Annotated in this window: 10 protein-coding genes; 7 read left to right on the top strand and 3 right to left on the bottom strand. The window is 63.0% G+C overall.

From position 1 onward, the window contains the following. Positions 1-68 precede the first annotated feature (68 nt). The gene (locus M5C71_RS12980; RefSeq protein WP_103498022.1) at positions 69-1,337 is read left to right on the top strand and encodes an O-acetylhomoserine aminocarboxypropyltransferase/cysteine synthase family protein; all 1,269 of its coding nucleotides are present in this window, start codon (positions 69-71) and stop codon (positions 1,335-1,337) included. A 64-nt stretch (positions 1,338-1,401) separates the two neighbouring features. On the opposite strand, the gene putP is transcribed toward M5C71_RS12980, so the two are convergent. Then, positions 1,402-2,886, bottom strand: a complete 1,485-nt coding sequence (gene putP, locus M5C71_RS12975) for a sodium/proline symporter PutP (protein ID WP_248767983.1) — start codon at positions 2,884-2,886, stop codon at positions 1,402-1,404. Positions 2,887-3,342: 456 nt separating this feature from the next. On the opposite strand from putP, the gene putA reads away from it, so the two are divergent. The 5 genes from putA to selO all read left to right on the top strand — a co-directional run bounded on the left by putA (position 3,343) and on the right by selO (position 16,170). Then, positions 3,343-7,296, top strand: coding sequence for a trifunctional transcriptional regulator/proline dehydrogenase/L-glutamate gamma-semialdehyde dehydrogenase (putA, locus tag M5C71_RS12970; RefSeq protein WP_248767982.1), 3,954 nt, complete (start codon positions 3,343-3,345; stop codon positions 7,294-7,296). 276 nt (positions 7,297-7,572) lie between these two features. Further along, complete coding sequence (locus M5C71_RS12965; protein ID WP_248767981.1) at positions 7,573-9,375, top strand: acyl-CoA dehydrogenase; 1,803 nt, start codon at positions 7,573-7,575, stop codon at positions 9,373-9,375. A gap of 102 nt (positions 9,376-9,477) precedes the next feature. Continuing rightward, positions 9,478-11,220, top strand: coding sequence for a potassium/proton antiporter (locus M5C71_RS12960; protein ID WP_103498018.1), 1,743 nt, complete (start codon positions 9,478-9,480; stop codon positions 11,218-11,220). A gap of 36 nt (positions 11,221-11,256) precedes the next feature. Beyond that, on the top strand, positions 11,257-14,607 hold the full coding sequence (gene mscK / locus M5C71_RS12955) for a mechanosensitive channel MscK (protein WP_248767980.1): 3,351 nt from the start codon (positions 11,257-11,259) through the stop codon (positions 14,605-14,607). Between the two features lie 99 nt (positions 14,608-14,706). Then, a complete protein-coding gene (gene selO, locus M5C71_RS12950; protein WP_248767979.1) occupies positions 14,707-16,170 on the top strand; it encodes a protein adenylyltransferase SelO in 1,464 nt (487 codons plus the stop codon). 6 nt (positions 16,171-16,176) lie between these two features. Here selO and M5C71_RS12945 read toward each other — a convergent pair whose 3' ends face one another. Further along, positions 16,177-16,578 carry a transcriptional regulator gene (locus tag M5C71_RS12945; RefSeq protein ID WP_103498015.1) on the bottom strand — a complete coding sequence of 134 codons (402 nt, stop codon included), beginning with the start codon at positions 16,576-16,578 and terminating at the stop codon, positions 16,177-16,179. Beyond that, positions 16,578-16,871 carry a type II toxin-antitoxin system HigB family toxin gene (locus M5C71_RS12940; RefSeq protein WP_248745329.1) on the bottom strand — a complete coding sequence of 98 codons (294 nt, stop codon included), beginning with the start codon at positions 16,869-16,871 and terminating at the stop codon, positions 16,578-16,580. The genes M5C71_RS12945 and M5C71_RS12940 overlap by 1 nt, the downstream gene beginning before the upstream one ends. 225 nt (positions 16,872-17,096) lie before the next feature. Here M5C71_RS12940 and trxC point away from each other — a divergent pair, with 225 nt between their 5' ends. Beyond that, positions 17,097-17,531, top strand: a complete 435-nt coding sequence (gene trxC / locus M5C71_RS12935; RefSeq protein ID WP_248767978.1) for a thioredoxin TrxC — start codon at positions 17,097-17,099, stop codon at positions 17,529-17,531. Positions 17,532-17,565: the final 34 nt, after the last annotated feature.

Below are 17,565 nucleotides of genomic sequence, written 5' to 3'. Positions count from 1 at the left end.
CGAGACCATTAAGCGACCGCACCTGCCTGGCAGTGCTCATTAATGGAATTCCACTGAGTCGAGACTTTATGAAAGACGCAACGATTGCGCTCCATCACGGTTTCAAGTCGGACCCGACCACCAAGGCCGTGGCCGTGCCCATCTACCAGAACGTCGCCTTCGAATTCGATAACGCCCAGCACGGCGCCGACCTGTTCAACCTGGATGTCCCGGGCAATATCTACACCCGGATCATGAACCCCACCAACGACGTGCTGGAACAGCGCCTCGCCGCCCTCGAAGGCGGGATCGCCGGGTTGGCGGTGTCCGCCGGCAGCGCCGCGATCCACTACGCGATCCAGACCCTGACCCGCGCCGGCGACAATATCGTCTCCACACCGCAGCTCTACGGCGGTACCTACACCCTCTTCGCCCACCTGCTGCCGAGTTTCGGTGTCGATGTGCGCTTCGCCCGCGACGACTCACCCGAAGCCATCGCCGAACTGATCGACGAGAACACCAAGCTGGTCTATTGCGAAAGTATCGGTAATCCGGCGGGCAATATCGTCGATCTCCAGCGCTTCGCCGAGGTTGCCCATGCCCGCGGCGTACCACTGATGGTCGACAACACCGTGGCGACGCCGATCCTGTGCAAGCCGATCGAGTTTGGTGCCGATATCGTCGTGCACTCGGTGACCAAGTACGTCGGCGGCCACGGCAACTCCCTGGGCGGGGTGATTGTCGATGCCGGCACCTTCCCCTGGGCCGACTACCCGGAAAAATTCCCCGGCCTGAACACCCCGGAGGCCGCCTATCACGGCGTGGTCTACACGGAAAAATTCGGTCCTGCGGCGTTTATCGCCCGAGCCCGCACCGTACCATTGCGCAATACCGGCGCGGCCCTGGCGCCGATGAACGCCTTCCTGCTACTACAAGGCCTGGAAACCCTGGCCTTGCGCATGGAGCGGCATACCGAGAACGCGCTCAAGGTGGCGCAGTTCCTCAAGGCCCACGAGCAAGTGGCCTGGGTCAGTTACGCCGGCCTGCCGGACCACCCGCACCATGAACTGGCGCTCAAATACATGAAGGGCAAGCCTTCGGCGATCCTCTCGTTCGGCCTCAAGGGAGGCTATGCAGCCGGTGTGCGTTTCTACGATGCACTGCAGATCTTCAAGCGCCTGGTGAATATCGGCGACGCCAAGTCCCTGGCCTGCCACCCGGCCTCCACCACCCACCGGCAAATGAACGAGCAAGAGCAGGCCAAGGCCGGCGTGAAACCGGAAATGATCCGCCTGTCCGTTGGCATCGAGGCGATCGAGGATATCCTCGAAGACCTGCAACAAGCGCTACGCGCTTAAAGCAAAACGGCCCGCCTCCAGGGAGACGGGCCGCTAAGCGTTCAGGGCTTCAGCCCATCTTCGATCAGTGCTCCAGGCGGAATTGCTTCTCTGCCGCGTCGAAGCGCTGCAGCATCAGCGCCGAGGGCGTCCCCATCCGGCTGACGATATAGATCGCCAGACTGGCGAAGATAAAGCCTGGAATAATTTCGTACAGCCCCAGCAGATTGAAGTGCTTCCAGACGATCACCGTGATTGCCCCCACCAGAATCCCGGCCAGCGCGCCATTGCGGGTCATGTCCTTCCAGATCACCGAGATCAGCACCACCGGACCGAACGCCGCACCAAAACCGGCCCAGGCGTAGCTCACCAGGCCCAGCACACGGTTTTCCGGATTGGCCGCGAGGGCGATGGCCACCAGTGCCACCAACAACACCATGGCACGACCGACCCAGACCAGCTCGCGCTGGGAAGCCGACTTACGCAGGAAGGTCTTGTAGAAGTCCTCGGTCAGGGCGCTGGAGCACACCAGCAACTGGCAGCTCAAGGTGCTCATCACCGCCGCCAGGATCGCCGACAGCAGCACACCCGCAACCCACGGATTGAACAGAATCTTCGCCAACTCGATAAACACCCGCTCATGGTTCTCACCCACGGGGCCGGCCACCTCGGGATGTGCCGAGAAATAGGCAATGCCGAAGAAGCCCACCGCCACGGTGCCGCCCAGGCAGAGGATCATCCAGGCCATGGAAATGCGCCGGGCCTTGGCAATCGACTTGACCGAATCCGCCGCCATGAAACGCGCCAGGATATGCGGCTGGCCGAAGTAGCCCAGGCCCCAGCCCATCAGCGAGAGAATGCCGACGAAGGTGGTGCCCTTGAGCATGTCGAAGTTGGCCGGATCCTTGGCTTCAATGGCCAGGAAGGTGGTATCGACGCCGCCAGTGGCCAGCAGCACGATGATCGGCGTCAGGATCAGCGCGAAGATCATCAGCGTGGCTTGCACGGTATCGGTCCAGCTGACTGCCAGGAAACCACCAATAAAGGTGTAGGCAATGGTCGCCGCCGCGCCGGCCCACAAGGCCGTTTCGTAGGACATGCCGAAAGTGCTTTCGAACAACCGCGCCCCGGCAACGATGCCCGACGCACAGTAGATGGTGAAGAACACCAGGATCACCAGCGCGGCAATGATCCGCAGCAGGCCGCTGTGATCCTCGAAACGACTGGAGAAATAGTCCGGCAGGGTCAGCGCATCGCCATTGTGCTCGGTCTGTACCCGCAGACGCCCGGCGACGAACAGCCAGTTCAGGTAGGCCCCGACGATCAGGCCGATGGCGATCCAGCTTTCCGACAGCCCCGACAGGTAGATCGCACCGGGCAAACCCATCAGCAACCAGCCGCTCATATCGGAAGCGCCGGCCGACAACGCGGTGACAACGCTGCCAAGGCTGCGGCCGCCGAGAATGTAATCGGAGAGGTTATTGGTCGAGCGATAAGCCATCAGGCCGATCAGCACCATGGCGGCGATATAGATCACGAACGTGATCAGGGTGGGGTTGCTTACACTCATTGAAAAATCCCTGGCATTGTTTTTATTGAGCGACGGTCCGACCGACGCAAAGCATGATGTTTGTCAGACGATTAAACGCAGCAGGCATTTATGAGCGATATTTCCTCAGGAAAATCGCCAGCCACGACCTACCGCACGTAGGAGGTTGCACTGCGGCGGCGAATGCTATTCAACAAACCGAATAAGGTGCAACCCATTTCGCCCGAATAAGTTGCACCTATTGAATTTTGCGTATTTTCCGACGATTTCCCGCCCTTTTTCAGTGCGAGAAATGCCCCTGCCCCCCCGGAAAACCCCGGACTGAAGGCACCAAGTACAAGTGGGAAAATAATTCCTGATCTGCCGCCGTTTTTTCCTGCAAAAAAAGGGTTGCACCCGGTTGCACCTCGATCGAGCCAGCGCTACTCTTTCTGCCAGCTGATGCCACGCCATCGTGGTAACCATGAGGATAAGAAAATGGCTACGACCACCCTTGGGGTCAAACTCGACGACCCGACCCGTGAGCGCCTGAAGGCCGCGGCCCACTCGATTGACCGCACCCCCCATTGGCTGATCAAGCAAGCCATTTTCAATTACCTGGAAAAGCTCGAGAGCGGTGCAACCCCGGGTGAAATCAACGGTTCGTCCCGTGGCGACGCCGATGACAGCGGTGACGTTCCGAGCGACCACGCCCATCAGTGCTTCCTCGAATTCGCCGAAAGCATCCTCCCGCAATCGGTACTGCGCGCCGCCATCACCGCCGCCTACCGTCGCCCGGAACCGGAAGTGGTGCCGATGCTGCTGGAGCAGGCACGCCTGCCGGCAGCCATGGCCGAGGCCACCCACAAGCTCGCCGCCTCGATTGCCGAAAAACTGCGCAACCAGAAGAGCGCCGGCGGCCGTGCCGGGATTGTTCAGGGCCTGTTGCAGGAGTTCTCCCTGTCGTCCCAGGAAGGCGTGGCGCTGATGTGCCTGGCCGAAGCCCTGCTGCGTATCCCGGACAAAGGTACCCGCGACGCGCTGATCCGCGACAAGATCAGCACCGGCAACTGGCAACCGCACCTGGGCAACAGCCCGTCGCTGTTCGTCAATGCCGCCACCTGGGGCCTGCTGCTGACCGGCAAGCTGGTCGCCACCCATAACGAAACCGGCCTGACCTCGTCCCTGAGCCGCATCATCGGCAAGAGCGGCGAACCGATGATCCGCAAGGGCGTCGACATGGCCATGCGCCTGATGGGCGAACAGTTCGTCACCGGCGAAACCATCGCCGAAGCCCTGGCCAACGCCAGCCGCTTCGAAGCCAAGGGCTTCCGCTATTCCTACGACATGCTCGGCGAAGCGGCCCTGACCGAGCACGACGCGCAGAAATACCTGGCGTCCTACGAGCAGGCCATCCACTCCATCGGCAAGGCTTCCCACGGTCGCGGCATCTACGAGGGCCCGGGCATCTCGATCAAGCTGTCGGCCCTGCACCCGCGCTACAGCCGCGCCCAGTACGAACGGGTGATGGACGAGCTGTACCCGCGCCTGCTGGCACTGACCCTGCTGGCCAAGCAATACGATATCGGCCTGAATATCGACGCCGAAGAGGCCGACCGCCTCGAACTGTCCCTCGACCTGCTCGAACGCCTGTGCTTCGAACCGCAGCTGAGCGGCTGGAACGGCATCGGCTTCGTGATCCAGGCCTACCAGAAACGCTGCCCCTATGTGATCGACTACGTCATCGACCTGGCCCGTCGCAGCCGCCATCGCCTGATGATCCGCCTGGTCAAGGGCGCGTACTGGGACAGCGAGATCAAGCGCGCCCAGGTCGAAGGCCTGGAGGGCTATCCGGTCTACACCCGTAAGGTCTACACCGACGTTTCCTACATCGCCTGCGCACGCAAGCTGCTGTCGGTACCGGAAGTCATCTACCCGCAGTTCGCCACCCACAACGCCCACACTCTGTCGGCCATCTACCATATCGCCGGGCAGAACTATTACCCGGGCCAGTACGAATTCCAGTGCCTCCACGGCATGGGTGAACCACTGTACGAACAGGTAGTAGGCAAGGTTTCCGAAGGCAAGCTGAACCGTCCGTGCCGGGTGTATGCGCCGGTCGGCACCCATGAAACCCTGCTGGCCTACCTGGTCCGTCGTCTGCTGGAAAACGGCGCCAACACCTCCTTCGTCAACCGTATCGCCGACCAGTCCATCTCGATCCAGGAGCTGGTGGCCGATCCGGTGGCCAGCATCGAGCAGATGGCGACCCTGGAAGGCGGCTTCGGCCTGCCACACCCGCGTATTCCGCTGCCGCGTGACCTTTACGGTCGTGACCGGGCCAACTCCGCCGGCATCGACATGGCCAACGAGCATCGCCTGGCATCGCTTTCCTGCGCCCTGCTGGCCAGCGCCCACAATGACTGGAAAGCCGTGCCGCTGCTGGGCTGTGTCGCCAGCAGCGAAACCCCGGTGCCAGTGCTCAACCCGTCGGACCATCGCGACCTGGTCGGTTATGTCCAGGAAGCCACTGCCGAAGATGCCGACAATGCGATCCAGTGCGCCCTGAACGCCGCGCCGATCTGGCAGGCTACCCCGCCCACCGAACGGGCGGCCATCCTGGAACGCGCCGCCGACCTGATGGAAGGCGAGATCCAGCCGCTGATGGGCCTGCTGGTCCGCGAAGCCGGCAAGACCTTCGCCAACGCCATCGCCGAAGTCCGTGAAGCCGTGGACTTCCTGCGTTACTACGCGGTGCAGGCGCGCAACGATTTCAGCAACGACGCCCACCGCCCGCTGGGCCCGGTGGTCTGCATCAGCCCGTGGAACTTCCCGCTGGCGATCTTCAGCGGCCAGGTGGCCGCAGCATTGGCGGCCGGTAACCCGGTACTCGCCAAGCCCGCCGAACAGACCCCGCTGATCGCCGCCCAGGCCGTGCGCCTGCTGCTCGAAGCCGGGATTCCCGAAGGCGTGGTGCAACTGCTGCCAGGCCGCGGTGAAACCGTCGGCGCGCGCCTGGTGGGCGACGACCGGGTCAAGGGGGTGATGTTCACCGGTTCCACCGAAGTGGCGCGCCTGCTGCAACGCAATGTCGCCGGTCGCCTGGATACCCAGGGCCGACCGATTCCGCTGATCGCCGAAACCGGCGGGCAGAACGCGATGATCGTCGACTCCTCGGCGCTGACCGAACAGGTGGTGATCGACGTCGTGTCCTCGGCCTTCGACAGCGCCGGCCAACGTTGCTCGGCCCTGCGTGTACTGTGCCTGCAGGAAGATTCCGCCGACCGCGTGATCGAAATGCTCAAGGGCGCCATGGCGGAATGCCGCCTGGGCAACCCGGAACGCCTGTCGGTGGATATCGGCCCGGTGATCGACGCCGAAGCCAAGGCCGGTATCGAGAAACATATCCAGGCCATGCGCGACAAAGGCCGCACCGTCTATCAGGTGGCCATCGCCGAAGGCGAGGAATGCAAGCGCGGCACCTTCGTGATGCCGACCCTGATCGAACTGGAAAGCCTCGACGAACTGCAGCGGGAGATCTTCGGCCCGGTGCTGCACGTGGTGCGCTACAAGCGCAAGGACATCGACCAGTTGATCGCCCAGATCAATGCCTCCGGCTACGGCCTGACCCTCGGCGTGCATACCCGCATCGACGAGACCATTGCCAAGGTGATCGACAATGTCCACGCCGGTAACGTCTATGTGAACCGCAATATCGTCGGCGCCGTGGTCGGCGTGCAACCATTCGGTGGCGAAGGCTTGTCGGGCACCGGACCGAAAGCCGGTGGGCCGCTGTACCTGTATCGCCTGCTGTCGACTCGGCCAACGGATGCCATCGAACAGTCCTTTGCTCGGGGCGATGCCCTGGCCGCACCGGACCTGCGTCTGCGCGAAGCTTTGCTCAAGCCGCTTCACGCCCTGAAGGCCTGGGCCGAGAGCCAGAAGCTGGCGGACCTCGATGCGCTGTGCGCGGCCTTTGCGGCGCAGTCGCAAAGCGGGATTACCCGAGTGCTCAACGGCCCGACCGGCGAGCGCAACAGCTACGCCATCCTGCCTCGCGAGCATGTGCTGTGCCTGGCGGACATCGAAGGCGACCTGCTGACGCAACTGGCGGCGGTATTGGCCGTGGGCGGCTCGGCGGTCTGGCCGGAAGGCGAATCGGCCAAGGCGCTCTACGGGCGCTTGCCGAAAGAAGTGCAGGCGCGCATCCAGCGTGTGGCCGACTGGACCAAGGACGAGGTGCTGTTCGACGCGGTGCTGCATCACGGCCATTCCGACCAGTTGCGCGGGGTCTGCCAGCAGATTGCCCAACGTAGCGGCGCGATTGTCGGTGTGCACGGTTTGTCCCAGGGCGAAACCGGCATTGCACTGGAGCGCCTGGTGATCGAGCGGGCGTTGAGCGTCAACACCGCGGCGGCGGGCGGTAACGCCAGCTTGATGACCATCGGTTAAGCCGGGCGGAAGGTCTGGCTCCGCAATGGGCGCCAGGCCTGACGACTTCACCCAGCGGAAAATCGCCTTCGCGGGCAAGCCCTGCTCCTACAGTCCCGTGTCGTACACAAAATCAGAGGATGACAAAAAACTGTAGGAGCAGGGCTTGCCCGCGAATAGGCCGGCCCAGACAACACACCTCCCTGAATTCTGCCCCTCCATCACCCACATCAATCTTGCTAGGCACCGCTTATTCAGCCGCCTAGACTCGGCGCACTCCCCCACAGGTAGGCCGCCATGTCCGAGATGCTGCTCAGTTCCCGCAATCTGGCTTTCGAGCTGTACGAAGTCCTCGATGCCGAGGGCCTGACCCAGCGCGAGCGATTCGCCGAACACTCCCGGGAAACCTTCGACGCCGCCATCGGCACCGCCCGCACCATCGCCGAGAAATTCTTCGCTCCGCACAACCGCAAGAACGACGAAAACGAACCGCGCTACGAAAACGGCGAAGCCATCCTGATCCCGGAAGTGAAACCGGCCGTCGACGCCTTCCTCGAGGCCGGCTTTCTCAACGCCGCGCGCAGCTTCGAAGATGGCGGCATGCAACTGCCGACCCTGCTGTCCCAGGCCTGTTTCGCCCACTTCCAGTCGGCCAACGCCGCCTCGACCTCCTACCCGTTCCTGACCATGGGCGCGGCGAACCTGATCGAGAGCTTCGGCAGCGACGAGCAAAAGCGCCGCTTCCTGCAACCGATGATCGACGGCCGCTTCTTCGGCACCATGGCCCTGACCGAGCCCCACGCCGGCTCTTCGCTGTCGGATATCCGCACCCGCGCCGAACCGGCCACCGACGGCAGCTACCGGCTCAAGGGCAACAAGATCTTTATTTCCGGCGGCGACCACCCGCTATCGGAAAACATCGTGCACATGGTCCTGGCAAAACTGCCGGACGCCCCACCCGGAGTGAAGGGCATCTCACTGTTTATCGTGCCCAAGTTCCTGGTCAACGACGACGGCAGCCTCGGCCCGCGCAACGATGTGCTGCTGGCCGGGCTGTTCCACAAGATGGGCTGGCGCGGCACCACCTCCACGGCGCTGAACTTCGGCGATAACGGCAACTGTGTCGGCTATCTGGTGGGCAAGCCGCACCAGGGCCTGAGCTACATGTTCCAGATGATGAACGAAGCGCGGATCGGCGTCGGCATGGGCGCGGTGATGCTCGGCTATGCCGGTTACCTGTATTCCCTGGAGTACGCCCGGGAACGCCCCCAGGGCCGCCTGCCCGACAGCAAGGACCCGAGCACCGCACCGGCTTCGATCGTCCAGCACGCCGACGTCAAGCGCATGTTGCTGACCCAGAAGGCCTACGTCGAAGGCGCCTTCGATCTCGGCCTGTACGCCGCGCGGCTGTTCGATGACACCACCACACTGACCTCCGAGATAGAGCGCCGCCAGGCCCATGAACTGCTCGACCTGCTGACTCCCATCGTCAAATCCTGGCCCTCGGAGTTCTGCCTCAAGGCCAATGAACTGGCGATCCAGATTCTCGGCGGCCACGGCTACACCCGCGAATACCCGGTGGAACAGTACTACCGCGACAACCGGCTGAACCCGATTCACGAAGGCACCCACGGCATCCAGTCCCTCGACCTGCTGGGGCGCAAGCTGGCGCAGAACGGCGGGGCCGGCTTGAAGCAGCTGATCCGACTGATCGCCGACACCGCCAAGCGCGCCGCCGCCTATTCCTCCCTGGATACCCTGCGCCAGCCGCTGGAGGATCTGGTCGCACGCCTGCAAAGCGTGACCCTCGGCCTGCTGACCGACCTGGCCCAGGGCAAGGTCAACAGCAGCCTCGCCAACTCGGCGCTGTACCTCAAGGCGTTCGGCCACACGGTGATTGGCTGGCGCTGGCTGGAACAGGCGGTGCGCGCCGAGGAAGGCCTGGCCAGGGGCAATCCGGCGGACCTGCCCTTCTACAAAGGCAAGCTGCAAGCCGCGCGCTACTTCCTCACCTGGGAAGTCCCGGGCTGCCATCATGAGCTGGCCATTCTCGAAGCGCGGGACGATACCTGCCTGTCGATGCAGGACGCCTGGTTCTAAAGCTTTTGACAGCGGTACATTTCAACAGGTTAGAATCGCTGGCACGCAGACTGCATGGTCAGTCTGCGCCCAGCCTTTGCAAGCTTTCCTGGAGTACTGCCTTTGAATGCGACGACCATCAACAGCCTGTTCTTGATCGGCGCGTTGCTGGTAGGCGCAAGCATTCTGGTGAGCTCGCTGTCCTCGCGCCTCGGCATCCCGATCCTGGTGATCATCCTCGCCGTGGGCATGACCGCCGGCGTCGACGGCGGCGGCATCATCTTCGACAACTACCCCACCGCCTACCTGGTCGGTAACCTCGCCCTCGCCGTGATCCTGCTCGACGGCGGCCTGCGCACGCGGGTCGCGAGTTTCCGCGTGGCGCTCTGGCCGGCGTTGTCGCTGGCCACGGTCGGGGTGCTGATCACCACCGGGCTGACCGGCATGGCCGCCGCCTGGCTGTTCAACCTGAATATCATCCAGGGCCTGCTGATCGGCGCCATCGTCGGCTCCACGGACGCCGCCGCGGTATTCTCGCTGCTGGGCGGCAAGGGCCTCAACGAACGGGTCACCGCCAGCCTGGAAATCGAGTCGGGCAGTAACGACCCGATGGCGGTGTTCCTTACCGTGACCCTGATCGACATGCTCGCCAGCGGCCAGACCGGCCTGCACTGGAGCCTGCTCGGCCATCTGATTCGCGAATTCGGCATCGGCGGCATCATCGGCCTCGGTGGCGGCTGGCTGATGCTGCAACTGGTCAACCGTATCAACCTGGCCAACGGCCTCTACCCGATCCTGGTGATCAGCGGCGGCCTGGTGGTCTTCGCCCTGACCAACGCCCTGCACGGCAGCGGCTTCCTCGCCGTGTACCTGTGCGGCCTGGTGATCGGCAACCGCCCGGTGCGCAGTCGCCACGGCATTCTGCATATGCTTGACGGCATGGCCTGGCTGGCGCAGATCGGCATGTTCCTGGTGCTGGGCCTGCTGGTCACGCCCCATGACCTGCTGCCCATCGCCCTGCCGGCCCTCGGCCTGGCCCTGTGGATGATCCTGTTCGCCCGGCCGCTGTCGGTGCTGGTCGGCCTGCTGCCGTTCAAGGCCTTCCATGGACGGGAAAAGGCGTTTATTTCCTGGGTCGGCCTGCGCGGCGCGGTCCCGATCATTCTTGCGGTGTTCCCGCTGATGGCCGGCCTGCCCCACGCACAGCTCTACTTCAACCTGGCGTTCTTTATCGTGCTGGTGTCGCTGCTGGTGCAAGGCACAAGCCTGCCGTGGGTAGCCAAGCTGCTGAAGGTCACGGTGCCGCCAGAACCGGCGCCGATCTCCCGGGCCGCCCTGGAAGTGCATGTCACCAGCGAGTGGGAGCTGTTCGTCTATCGCCTGGGCGCTGAAAAATGGTGCATCGGCGCCGCCCTGCGCGAGTTGAAAATGCCCGAGGGTACGCGTATCGCCGCACTGTTCCGTGGCCAGCAACTGCTCCATCCGTCGGGTAGTACCACCCTGGAAGTCGATGACCTGCTCTGCGTGATCGGCCATGAACACAACCTCCCGGCCCTCGGCAAGCTGTTCAGCCAGGCGCCGCAGCGCGGCCTCGACCTGCGCTTCTTCGGCGACTTCGTGCTCGAAGGCGACGCCCAGCTGGGCGCGGTCTCGGCCCTCTATGGCCTGAAACTCGAAGGCGTCGACCCGAATACCCCCCTGGGCAGCTTCATCGCCCACAAGGTCGGCGGCGCGCCCATCGTCGGCGACCAGGTGGAGTGGAACAACACCCTGTGGACTGTCGCGGTCATGGACGGGAACAAGATCGGCAAAGTCGGCGTCAGATTCCCCGAAGGAAGTCGCCCGGGTCCGGGTCTCTTCCTCTAAACTGCCCACTTTCTTCACGCTGCTCGACCGGTACTTATGTCTTCCTTGCGCACTTTTCTTGCCATGGCCCTGCTGGGCCTGAGTCTTTCCGTCGGCGCGTTGCAAGCAGCCGAACCGCCCACCAGTGCATCGGTCCAGCAAAGCCTGGACAGGATCGCCGACCGCAAGCTCGCCGACGCCGATCAAAAGGCCCTGCAAGCCGTGCTGCAGCAGACGCTGACCTGGCTGTCGAATCAGGACGACTATGAAAAGCGCCTGGCCGCGACCAAGCAGCAAGTCGCCGACGCGCCGCGCCAGACCGTCGAAAACCAGCGTGAACTGGCGCGCCTGAAAGTCACCAAGGTGATCCCGGTGGCCCAGCGTTATGCCAACCAGTCGGTGTCGCAGCTGGAACAGCTGCTGACCGAGCGCACCACCCAACAGGGCGATCTGCAAAAAGCCCTGGCCGATGCCAACAGCCTGATCATCACCGCCCAGACCCGCCCCGAGCGCGCGCAGTCGGAAATCAGCACCAGCCAGACACGCATCCAGCAGATCAACAACACCCTCAAGCAGGGCAAGGACAACGGCAAGACCCTCAACAGCGACCAGCGCAACCAGCTGACCGCCGAGCTGGGCTCGATCAACGCGCTGATCCTGTTGCGCCGCCAGGAACTGGCCGGCAACAGCCAATTGCAGGACCTGGGCAACAGCCAGCACGACCTGCTGATGGAAAAAACCGCGCGCCTGGAGCAGGAAATCCAGGACATGCAGTCGCTGATCAACCAGAAGCGCCTGGCCCAGTCCCAGCAGACCGTCACCCAGCAATCCATCGAAGCGCAAAAGGCCGGCGACAGCAGCGTACTGGCCACCGAAAGCGCCACCAACCTCAAGCTCTCCGACTACCTGCTCAAAAGCACCGACCGTCTCAACGAACTGACCCAGCAGAACCTGCAGACCAAACAGCAGCTCGACAGCGTGACCCAGAGCGACCAGGCCCTGGACGAACAGATCAGCGTGCTCAAGGGCAGCCTGTTGCTGTCGAAGATTCTCTACAAGCAGAAACAGGCCCTGCCGCGGCTGCAAGTGGACAAGAACCTGGCCGATGAAATCGCCGATATCCGCCTCTACCAGTTCGAGGTCAACCAGCAGCGCGAACTGATCAGCAGCCCGGCCACCTATGTCGACAACCTGCTGGCGACCCAGCCGCCGGACCAGGTCAATGCGCAACTGCGCAGGACCCTGCTGGACCTGGCGGTGACCCGTAGCGACTTGCTCGAGCGCCTGAACCGCGAACTGAGCGCCCTGCTCAACGAATCCATCACCCTGCAACTGAACCAGAAACAACTGCTCAGCACCGCCCAGAGCCTGCGCGCGACCCTGGACGAGCAGATGTTCTGGATCCCGAGCAACAAGCCCCTGGACCTGGACTGGATCGAAAGCGTGCCGGCACGCCTGCAAAAGCAGGTCACCACCCTGCCCTGGGCCTCCAGTTTCAGTGAGCTGACCGACGGCCTGGCCCAGCATCCACTGCTGTTCCTGCCCTTGCTGCTGCTGATCGGTGCCCTGCTGTGGCGGCGCAAGTCGCTGTATGCGCGCCTGAGCAAGGTGCACAAGGATATCGGCCACTTCAAACGCGACAGCCAGTGGCACACACCGCTGGCGATCCTGGTCAACGTCGCCCTGGCGATGCCGGTCGCCCTCGGGCTGGCCCTGTGCGGCTATGCCCTGCAGATCGACGCCCGCGGCCAGAACGCCAGCCTCGGCGCCGCGCTGCTGCAAATCGCCCTGGCCTGGCTGGTGTTCTACACCGCCTACCGGATTCTGGCGCCGGGTGGCGTGGCCGAACTGCATTTCCGTTGGGAAAAACCCCAGGTCGAATTTCTCCAGGGCTGGGTGCGCCGACTCGGTTTCGTGGTCCTGGCCCTGGTGGCCATCGTCTCCGTCGCCGAGCTGCAACCGGCCTCGCTGGCCGGTGACGTGCTGGGGATCGCCGTGGTCCTGACCTGCTACGGCCTGATGGCCTGGCTGCTCAGTCGCCTGCTGCTGGGCACTCCAAACCGCGGCAGTGCCTCGTTGTTCCGCAAACTGGTCGGCGTGATCTTCACCGCCATGCCCATCGCGCTGTTTATCGCCGTGTGCTTCGGCTACTACTACACCGCCCTGAAACTCAGCGACCGACTGATCGAGACCCTGTACCTGCTGATGCTCTGGCTGGTGATCGAAGCGACCTTCGCTCGCGGCCTCGGGGTTGCGGCCCGGCGCCTGGCCTACCAGCGCGCCCTGAGCAAACGCCAGGCGGCCAAGGAGGCCGGCGATGGCGAACCGCTGATCGAAGAGCCGACCCTGGACATCGAACAGGTCAACGAACAATCCATGCGCCTGATCCGCCTGGCCCTGCTCGGCGGTTTCGTGGCGGCGCTGTACTGGGTCTGGGCGGACCTGATCAGCGTGTTCTCCTACCTGGACAACATCACCCTCTACGAATACACCAGCGGCACCGGCGCGACCATGAGCATGGTGCCCATCAGCATCGGCAACGTCATCGGGGCCCTGGCGATCATCGGCATCACCTTCGCCCTGGCGCGCAACCTGCCGGGCCTGCTGGAAGTGCTGGTGCTGTCCAAGCTCGAACTGGCCCAAGGCAGCGCCTACGCCACCACCACCCTGCTGTCCTACGTGATCGCCGGCATCGGCTTTGTCTCCACCCTCTCGACCCTTGGCGTGAGCTGGGACAAGTTGCAGTGGCTGGTGGCGGCGCTGTCGGTAGGCCTGGGTTTCGGCATGCAGGAAATCTTCGCCAACTTCATCTCCGGCATCATGATCCTGTTCGAACGTCCGGTGCGGATCGGCGACACCATCACCATCGGCACCCTGTCGGGCACGGTCAGCAAGATCCGTATCCGCGCCACCACCATCACCGACTTCGACCGCAAGGACATCATTGTCCCGAACAAGACTTTTATCACCGGACAACTGATCAACTGGTCGCTGACCGACACCGTCACCCGCGTGACCCTCAAGCTCGGCGTCGACTACGGTTCGGACCTGGACCGGGTCAAGGAGCTGCTGCTCAAGGCCGCCCGCGATAACCCCCGAGTGTTGAAGGAACCCGAGCCCCACGTGTACTTCCTGAACTTCGGCGAAAGTACCCTGGACCACGAACTGCGCATGCACGTGCGCGACCTGGGTGACCGCAACCCGGTGGTCGACGAGGTCAATCGCTTTATCAACCGCGAGTTCAAGAAAGAGCACATCAACATCTCGTTCCGGCAGATGGAGGTCTACCTCAAGAACCTGCAGGGTCAGGAATACAAGCTGGTGCCGGTGGAAGGCGAAGCGCCTGGGCCCGTGTCAAAGACGCCGGCCGAGCCGGAGCAGTTGCCACCGCCGGACAAGCTTGACTGAAACTCGACCAGCGCGGCGCTCATGCCGTTTGTATGAGGCCGCTGGCGTCTGCCGGCTAATCCCAGCAGAATACTCGGACATTCTGCTGGAGCCGGCCGTTTGAAAGCCCTCGACGAACTGACCTTCGATAACCGCTTCGCCCGCCTGGGCGATGCGTTTTCCACCCATATCCTGCCCGAGCCCCTCGACAATCCGCGTCTGGTGGCAGTGAGTCCGGCGGCCATGGCCCTGCTCGACCTGGACCCGGCCATTGCCGAGGAACCGGTGTTCGCCGAGCTGTTCGGCGGGCACAAGCTCTGGGCCGAAGCCGAGCCGCGGGCCATGGTCTATTCGGGGCATCAGTTCGGCTCCTACAACCCGCGCCTGGGTGACGGTCGCGGGCTGTTGCTGGGCGAGGTCTACAACACCGCGGGCGAGCATTGGGACCTGCACCTCAAGGGCGCCGGGCAAACACCGTATTCGCGCATGGGCGACGGCCGCGCGGTGCTGCGCTCGTCGATCCGCGAGTTCCTCGCTTCCGAGGCCCTGCATGCCCTGGGTATTCCCAGCAGCCGCGCGCTGTGCGTGATCGGCTCCGACACGCCGGTGTGGCGCGAGAAACAGGAACGCGGCGCCATGGTCCTGCGCATGGCGCCCAGCCATGTGCGCTTCGGTCATTTCGAATACTTCTACTACACCAAGCAGCCGGAGCAGCAGAAGCAGCTCGGCGAGCACGTGCTGGCCATGCATTTTCCCGAATGCCTGGAACAGCCGGAGCCGTACCTGGCGATGTTCCGCGAGATCGTCGAGCGTAATGCCGAGCTGATCGCCAAGTGGCAGGCCTACGGTTTCTGCCACGGCGTGATGAACACCGACAATATGTCGATCCTGGGTATCACCTTCGATTTCGGTCCGTTCGCCTTTCTCGACGATTTCGATGCGCACTTCATCTGCAACCACTCCGATGACCAGGGCCGCTACTCGTTCAGCAACCAGGTGCCCATCGGCCAGTGGAACCTCAGTGCACTGGCCCAGGCCCTGACGCCCTTCATCAGTGTCGAGGCGTTGCGCGAGGCGTTGGGCTTGTTCCTGCCGCTGTACCAGGCCCACTACCTGGACCTGATGCGCCGCCGCCTCGGCCTGACCAGCGCCGAAGACGACGACCTGAAGCTGGTGGAAAACCTGCTGCAACTGATGCAGGCCGGCGGGGTCGACTACACCTTGTTCTTCCGCCGCCTGGGGGATGAGTCTGCCGCCCTGGCCACGGCGCGACTGCGGGATGACTTTATCGATCTCAAGGGTTTCGACGCCTGGGCCGACCGCTACAAGGCCCGGGTCGCCCGCGAGCCGGACCAGGATGAATCCCGGCGCAAGGCTCGGATGCACGCGGCCAACCCGCTGTATATCCTGCGCAACTACCTGGCGCAGAAGGCCATCGATGCGGCGGAAAATGGTGACTACTCAGAGGTACGGCAACTTCACGAAGTACTGAGCAAGCCGTTCGAGGAACAAGCGGGCATGGAGCCCTACGCCGAGCGGCCACCGGAGTGGGGCAAGCATCTGGAGATCAGTTGTTCGTCGTGAGCCGGCTCAGATAAAGGTCTGCTCCCGCACCCCAAAACGCTCGGCCAACCAGCGGATCTGGCGCAGGTTGAGCTGACGCTTGCCGCTGAGTATCTCGGAAACCACCGATTGCGGCCCGACCCCGGGCAGGTCGCTCTGGTTCAAGCCATGTTCACGCATCATCTCCCGCAGTACATCGGCCCCACTGGCCACCGGCATCGGCCAGTGCTCCTTGTCATAGGCCTCTATGTAATCACTGATGATGTTCACCAGACTCATGAGCGGGTTCGATTCGTCTTCGCCAATGACGCCCAGCAACTCGTCGAGAATGCCCACCAGGGCATCGTAATCGGCCTCGTTTTTTGGTTTGCGCAGCAGTGGCTCCACGAACGGCCAGTGCTCGGAAGCCTGCTTGATGACAGCATTCATCAACACGTCTCCTTCCATTTACCCTTGTCATATTCGCGATGATCCAGCACATGCTTGATATATAGCTGCTGGGCACCGTAGTGCACACCCGCAATCAGGCGCAGCTTGTTCCCGCCAATATCAAACACATGCAAGCGACCCACCTTGTCTGTCGCTGGGAACATCGCCTTGAGCGCCGAAAAGCTTTCAGGACTGCTCCCCTTGATCCTTCGGCACCAGGCATCCAACGCACTGGCAGTGTCGGGCCATCTTGCCTTGGCTTCCCGAATCCGCTTCTCGGTAATCACACGCATGCAATATCCTTATCGCATCTTGCTATGAAGATTATCCGTCAAACCAGGTTATCGCAATTTGCGATTGTCAAAATCTGACCGACGGCTCATTCCCTGAGGCTAGATCCTGAAGGTAAAACGCGCCGTTTGAATATGTGAGGACATGCAACACACCCTTGGCCCCCTTGATAAAGCGCGCCCCAGACTCCAGTTCAAGTTCATTGGCCACTACCCGGGAACCCTTCCATGTCCGCCCCCCTCTTGATCCCCTGCCCCCGTTGCAACGGCCTCAACCGCATCCCCGCCGAACGCCTGGGCGACCAGCCGAAATGCGGGCGCTGCAAAGCCGCGGTCTTGCTGGACAAACCGTTCGAATTGAAACAGGGCGACTACGTCAGCCAGATCAAGGGCGACCTGCCGTTGCTGGTGGACGTGTGGGCGGACTGGTGCGGGCCGTGCAAATCCTTTGCGCCGGTGTTCGAACAGGCTGCGGCGCAACTGGCCGGCAAATGCCGCCTGGCCAAGCTCGACAGCGAGGCCAACCCGCAACTCTCGGCACAATTGGGGATTCGTTCGATTCCCAGCCTGATCCTGTTCAGAAATGGCCAGGAAGTAGCGCGCCAGAGCGGCGCCTTTCCCCTGCCGCAGTTGATGGCCTGGCTGCGCAGCCAAGGTATCTGAGGCTCGCGCAGCCGGCAGGCGCAAAACGCAAAGG

The sequence above is a fragment of the Pseudomonas sp. MWU12-2345 genome, assembly GCF_023242385.1.
Taxonomy (GTDB): Bacteria; Pseudomonadota; Gammaproteobacteria; order Pseudomonadales; family Pseudomonadaceae; genus Aquipseudomonas; species Aquipseudomonas gingeri_D.
The sequence above is the reverse complement of the archived record's forward strand: the minus strand, read 5'-3'. Positions and strand labels throughout refer to the sequence as shown.

Excerpts from the sequence above, each read along its gene's own strand:
- M5C71_RS12980 (WP_103498022.1), top strand. The coding sequence starts at position 69 with ATGAAAGACGCAACGATTGCGCTCCATCACGGTTTCAAGTCGGACCCG.
- putP (WP_248767983.1), bottom strand. The coding sequence starts at position 2,886 with ATGAGTGTAAGCAACCCCACCCTGATCACGTTCGTGATCTATATCGCC.
- putA (WP_248767982.1), top strand. The coding sequence starts at position 3,343 with ATGGCTACGACCACCCTTGGGGTCAAACTCGACGACCCGACCCGTGAG.
- M5C71_RS12965 (WP_248767981.1), top strand. The coding sequence starts at position 7,573 with ATGTCCGAGATGCTGCTCAGTTCCCGCAATCTGGCTTTCGAGCTGTAC.
- mscK (WP_248767980.1), top strand. The coding sequence starts at position 11,257 with ATGTCTTCCTTGCGCACTTTTCTTGCCATGGCCCTGCTGGGCCTGAGT.
- M5C71_RS12945 (WP_103498015.1), bottom strand. The coding sequence starts at position 16,578 with ATGAATGCTGTCATCAAGCAGGCTTCCGAGCACTGGCCGTTCGTGGAG.
- M5C71_RS12940 (WP_248745329.1), bottom strand. The coding sequence starts at position 16,871 with ATGCGTGTGATTACCGAGAAGCGGATTCGGGAAGCCAAGGCAAGATGG.
- trxC (WP_248767978.1), top strand. The coding sequence starts at position 17,097 with ATGTCCGCCCCCCTCTTGATCCCCTGCCCCCGTTGCAACGGCCTCAAC.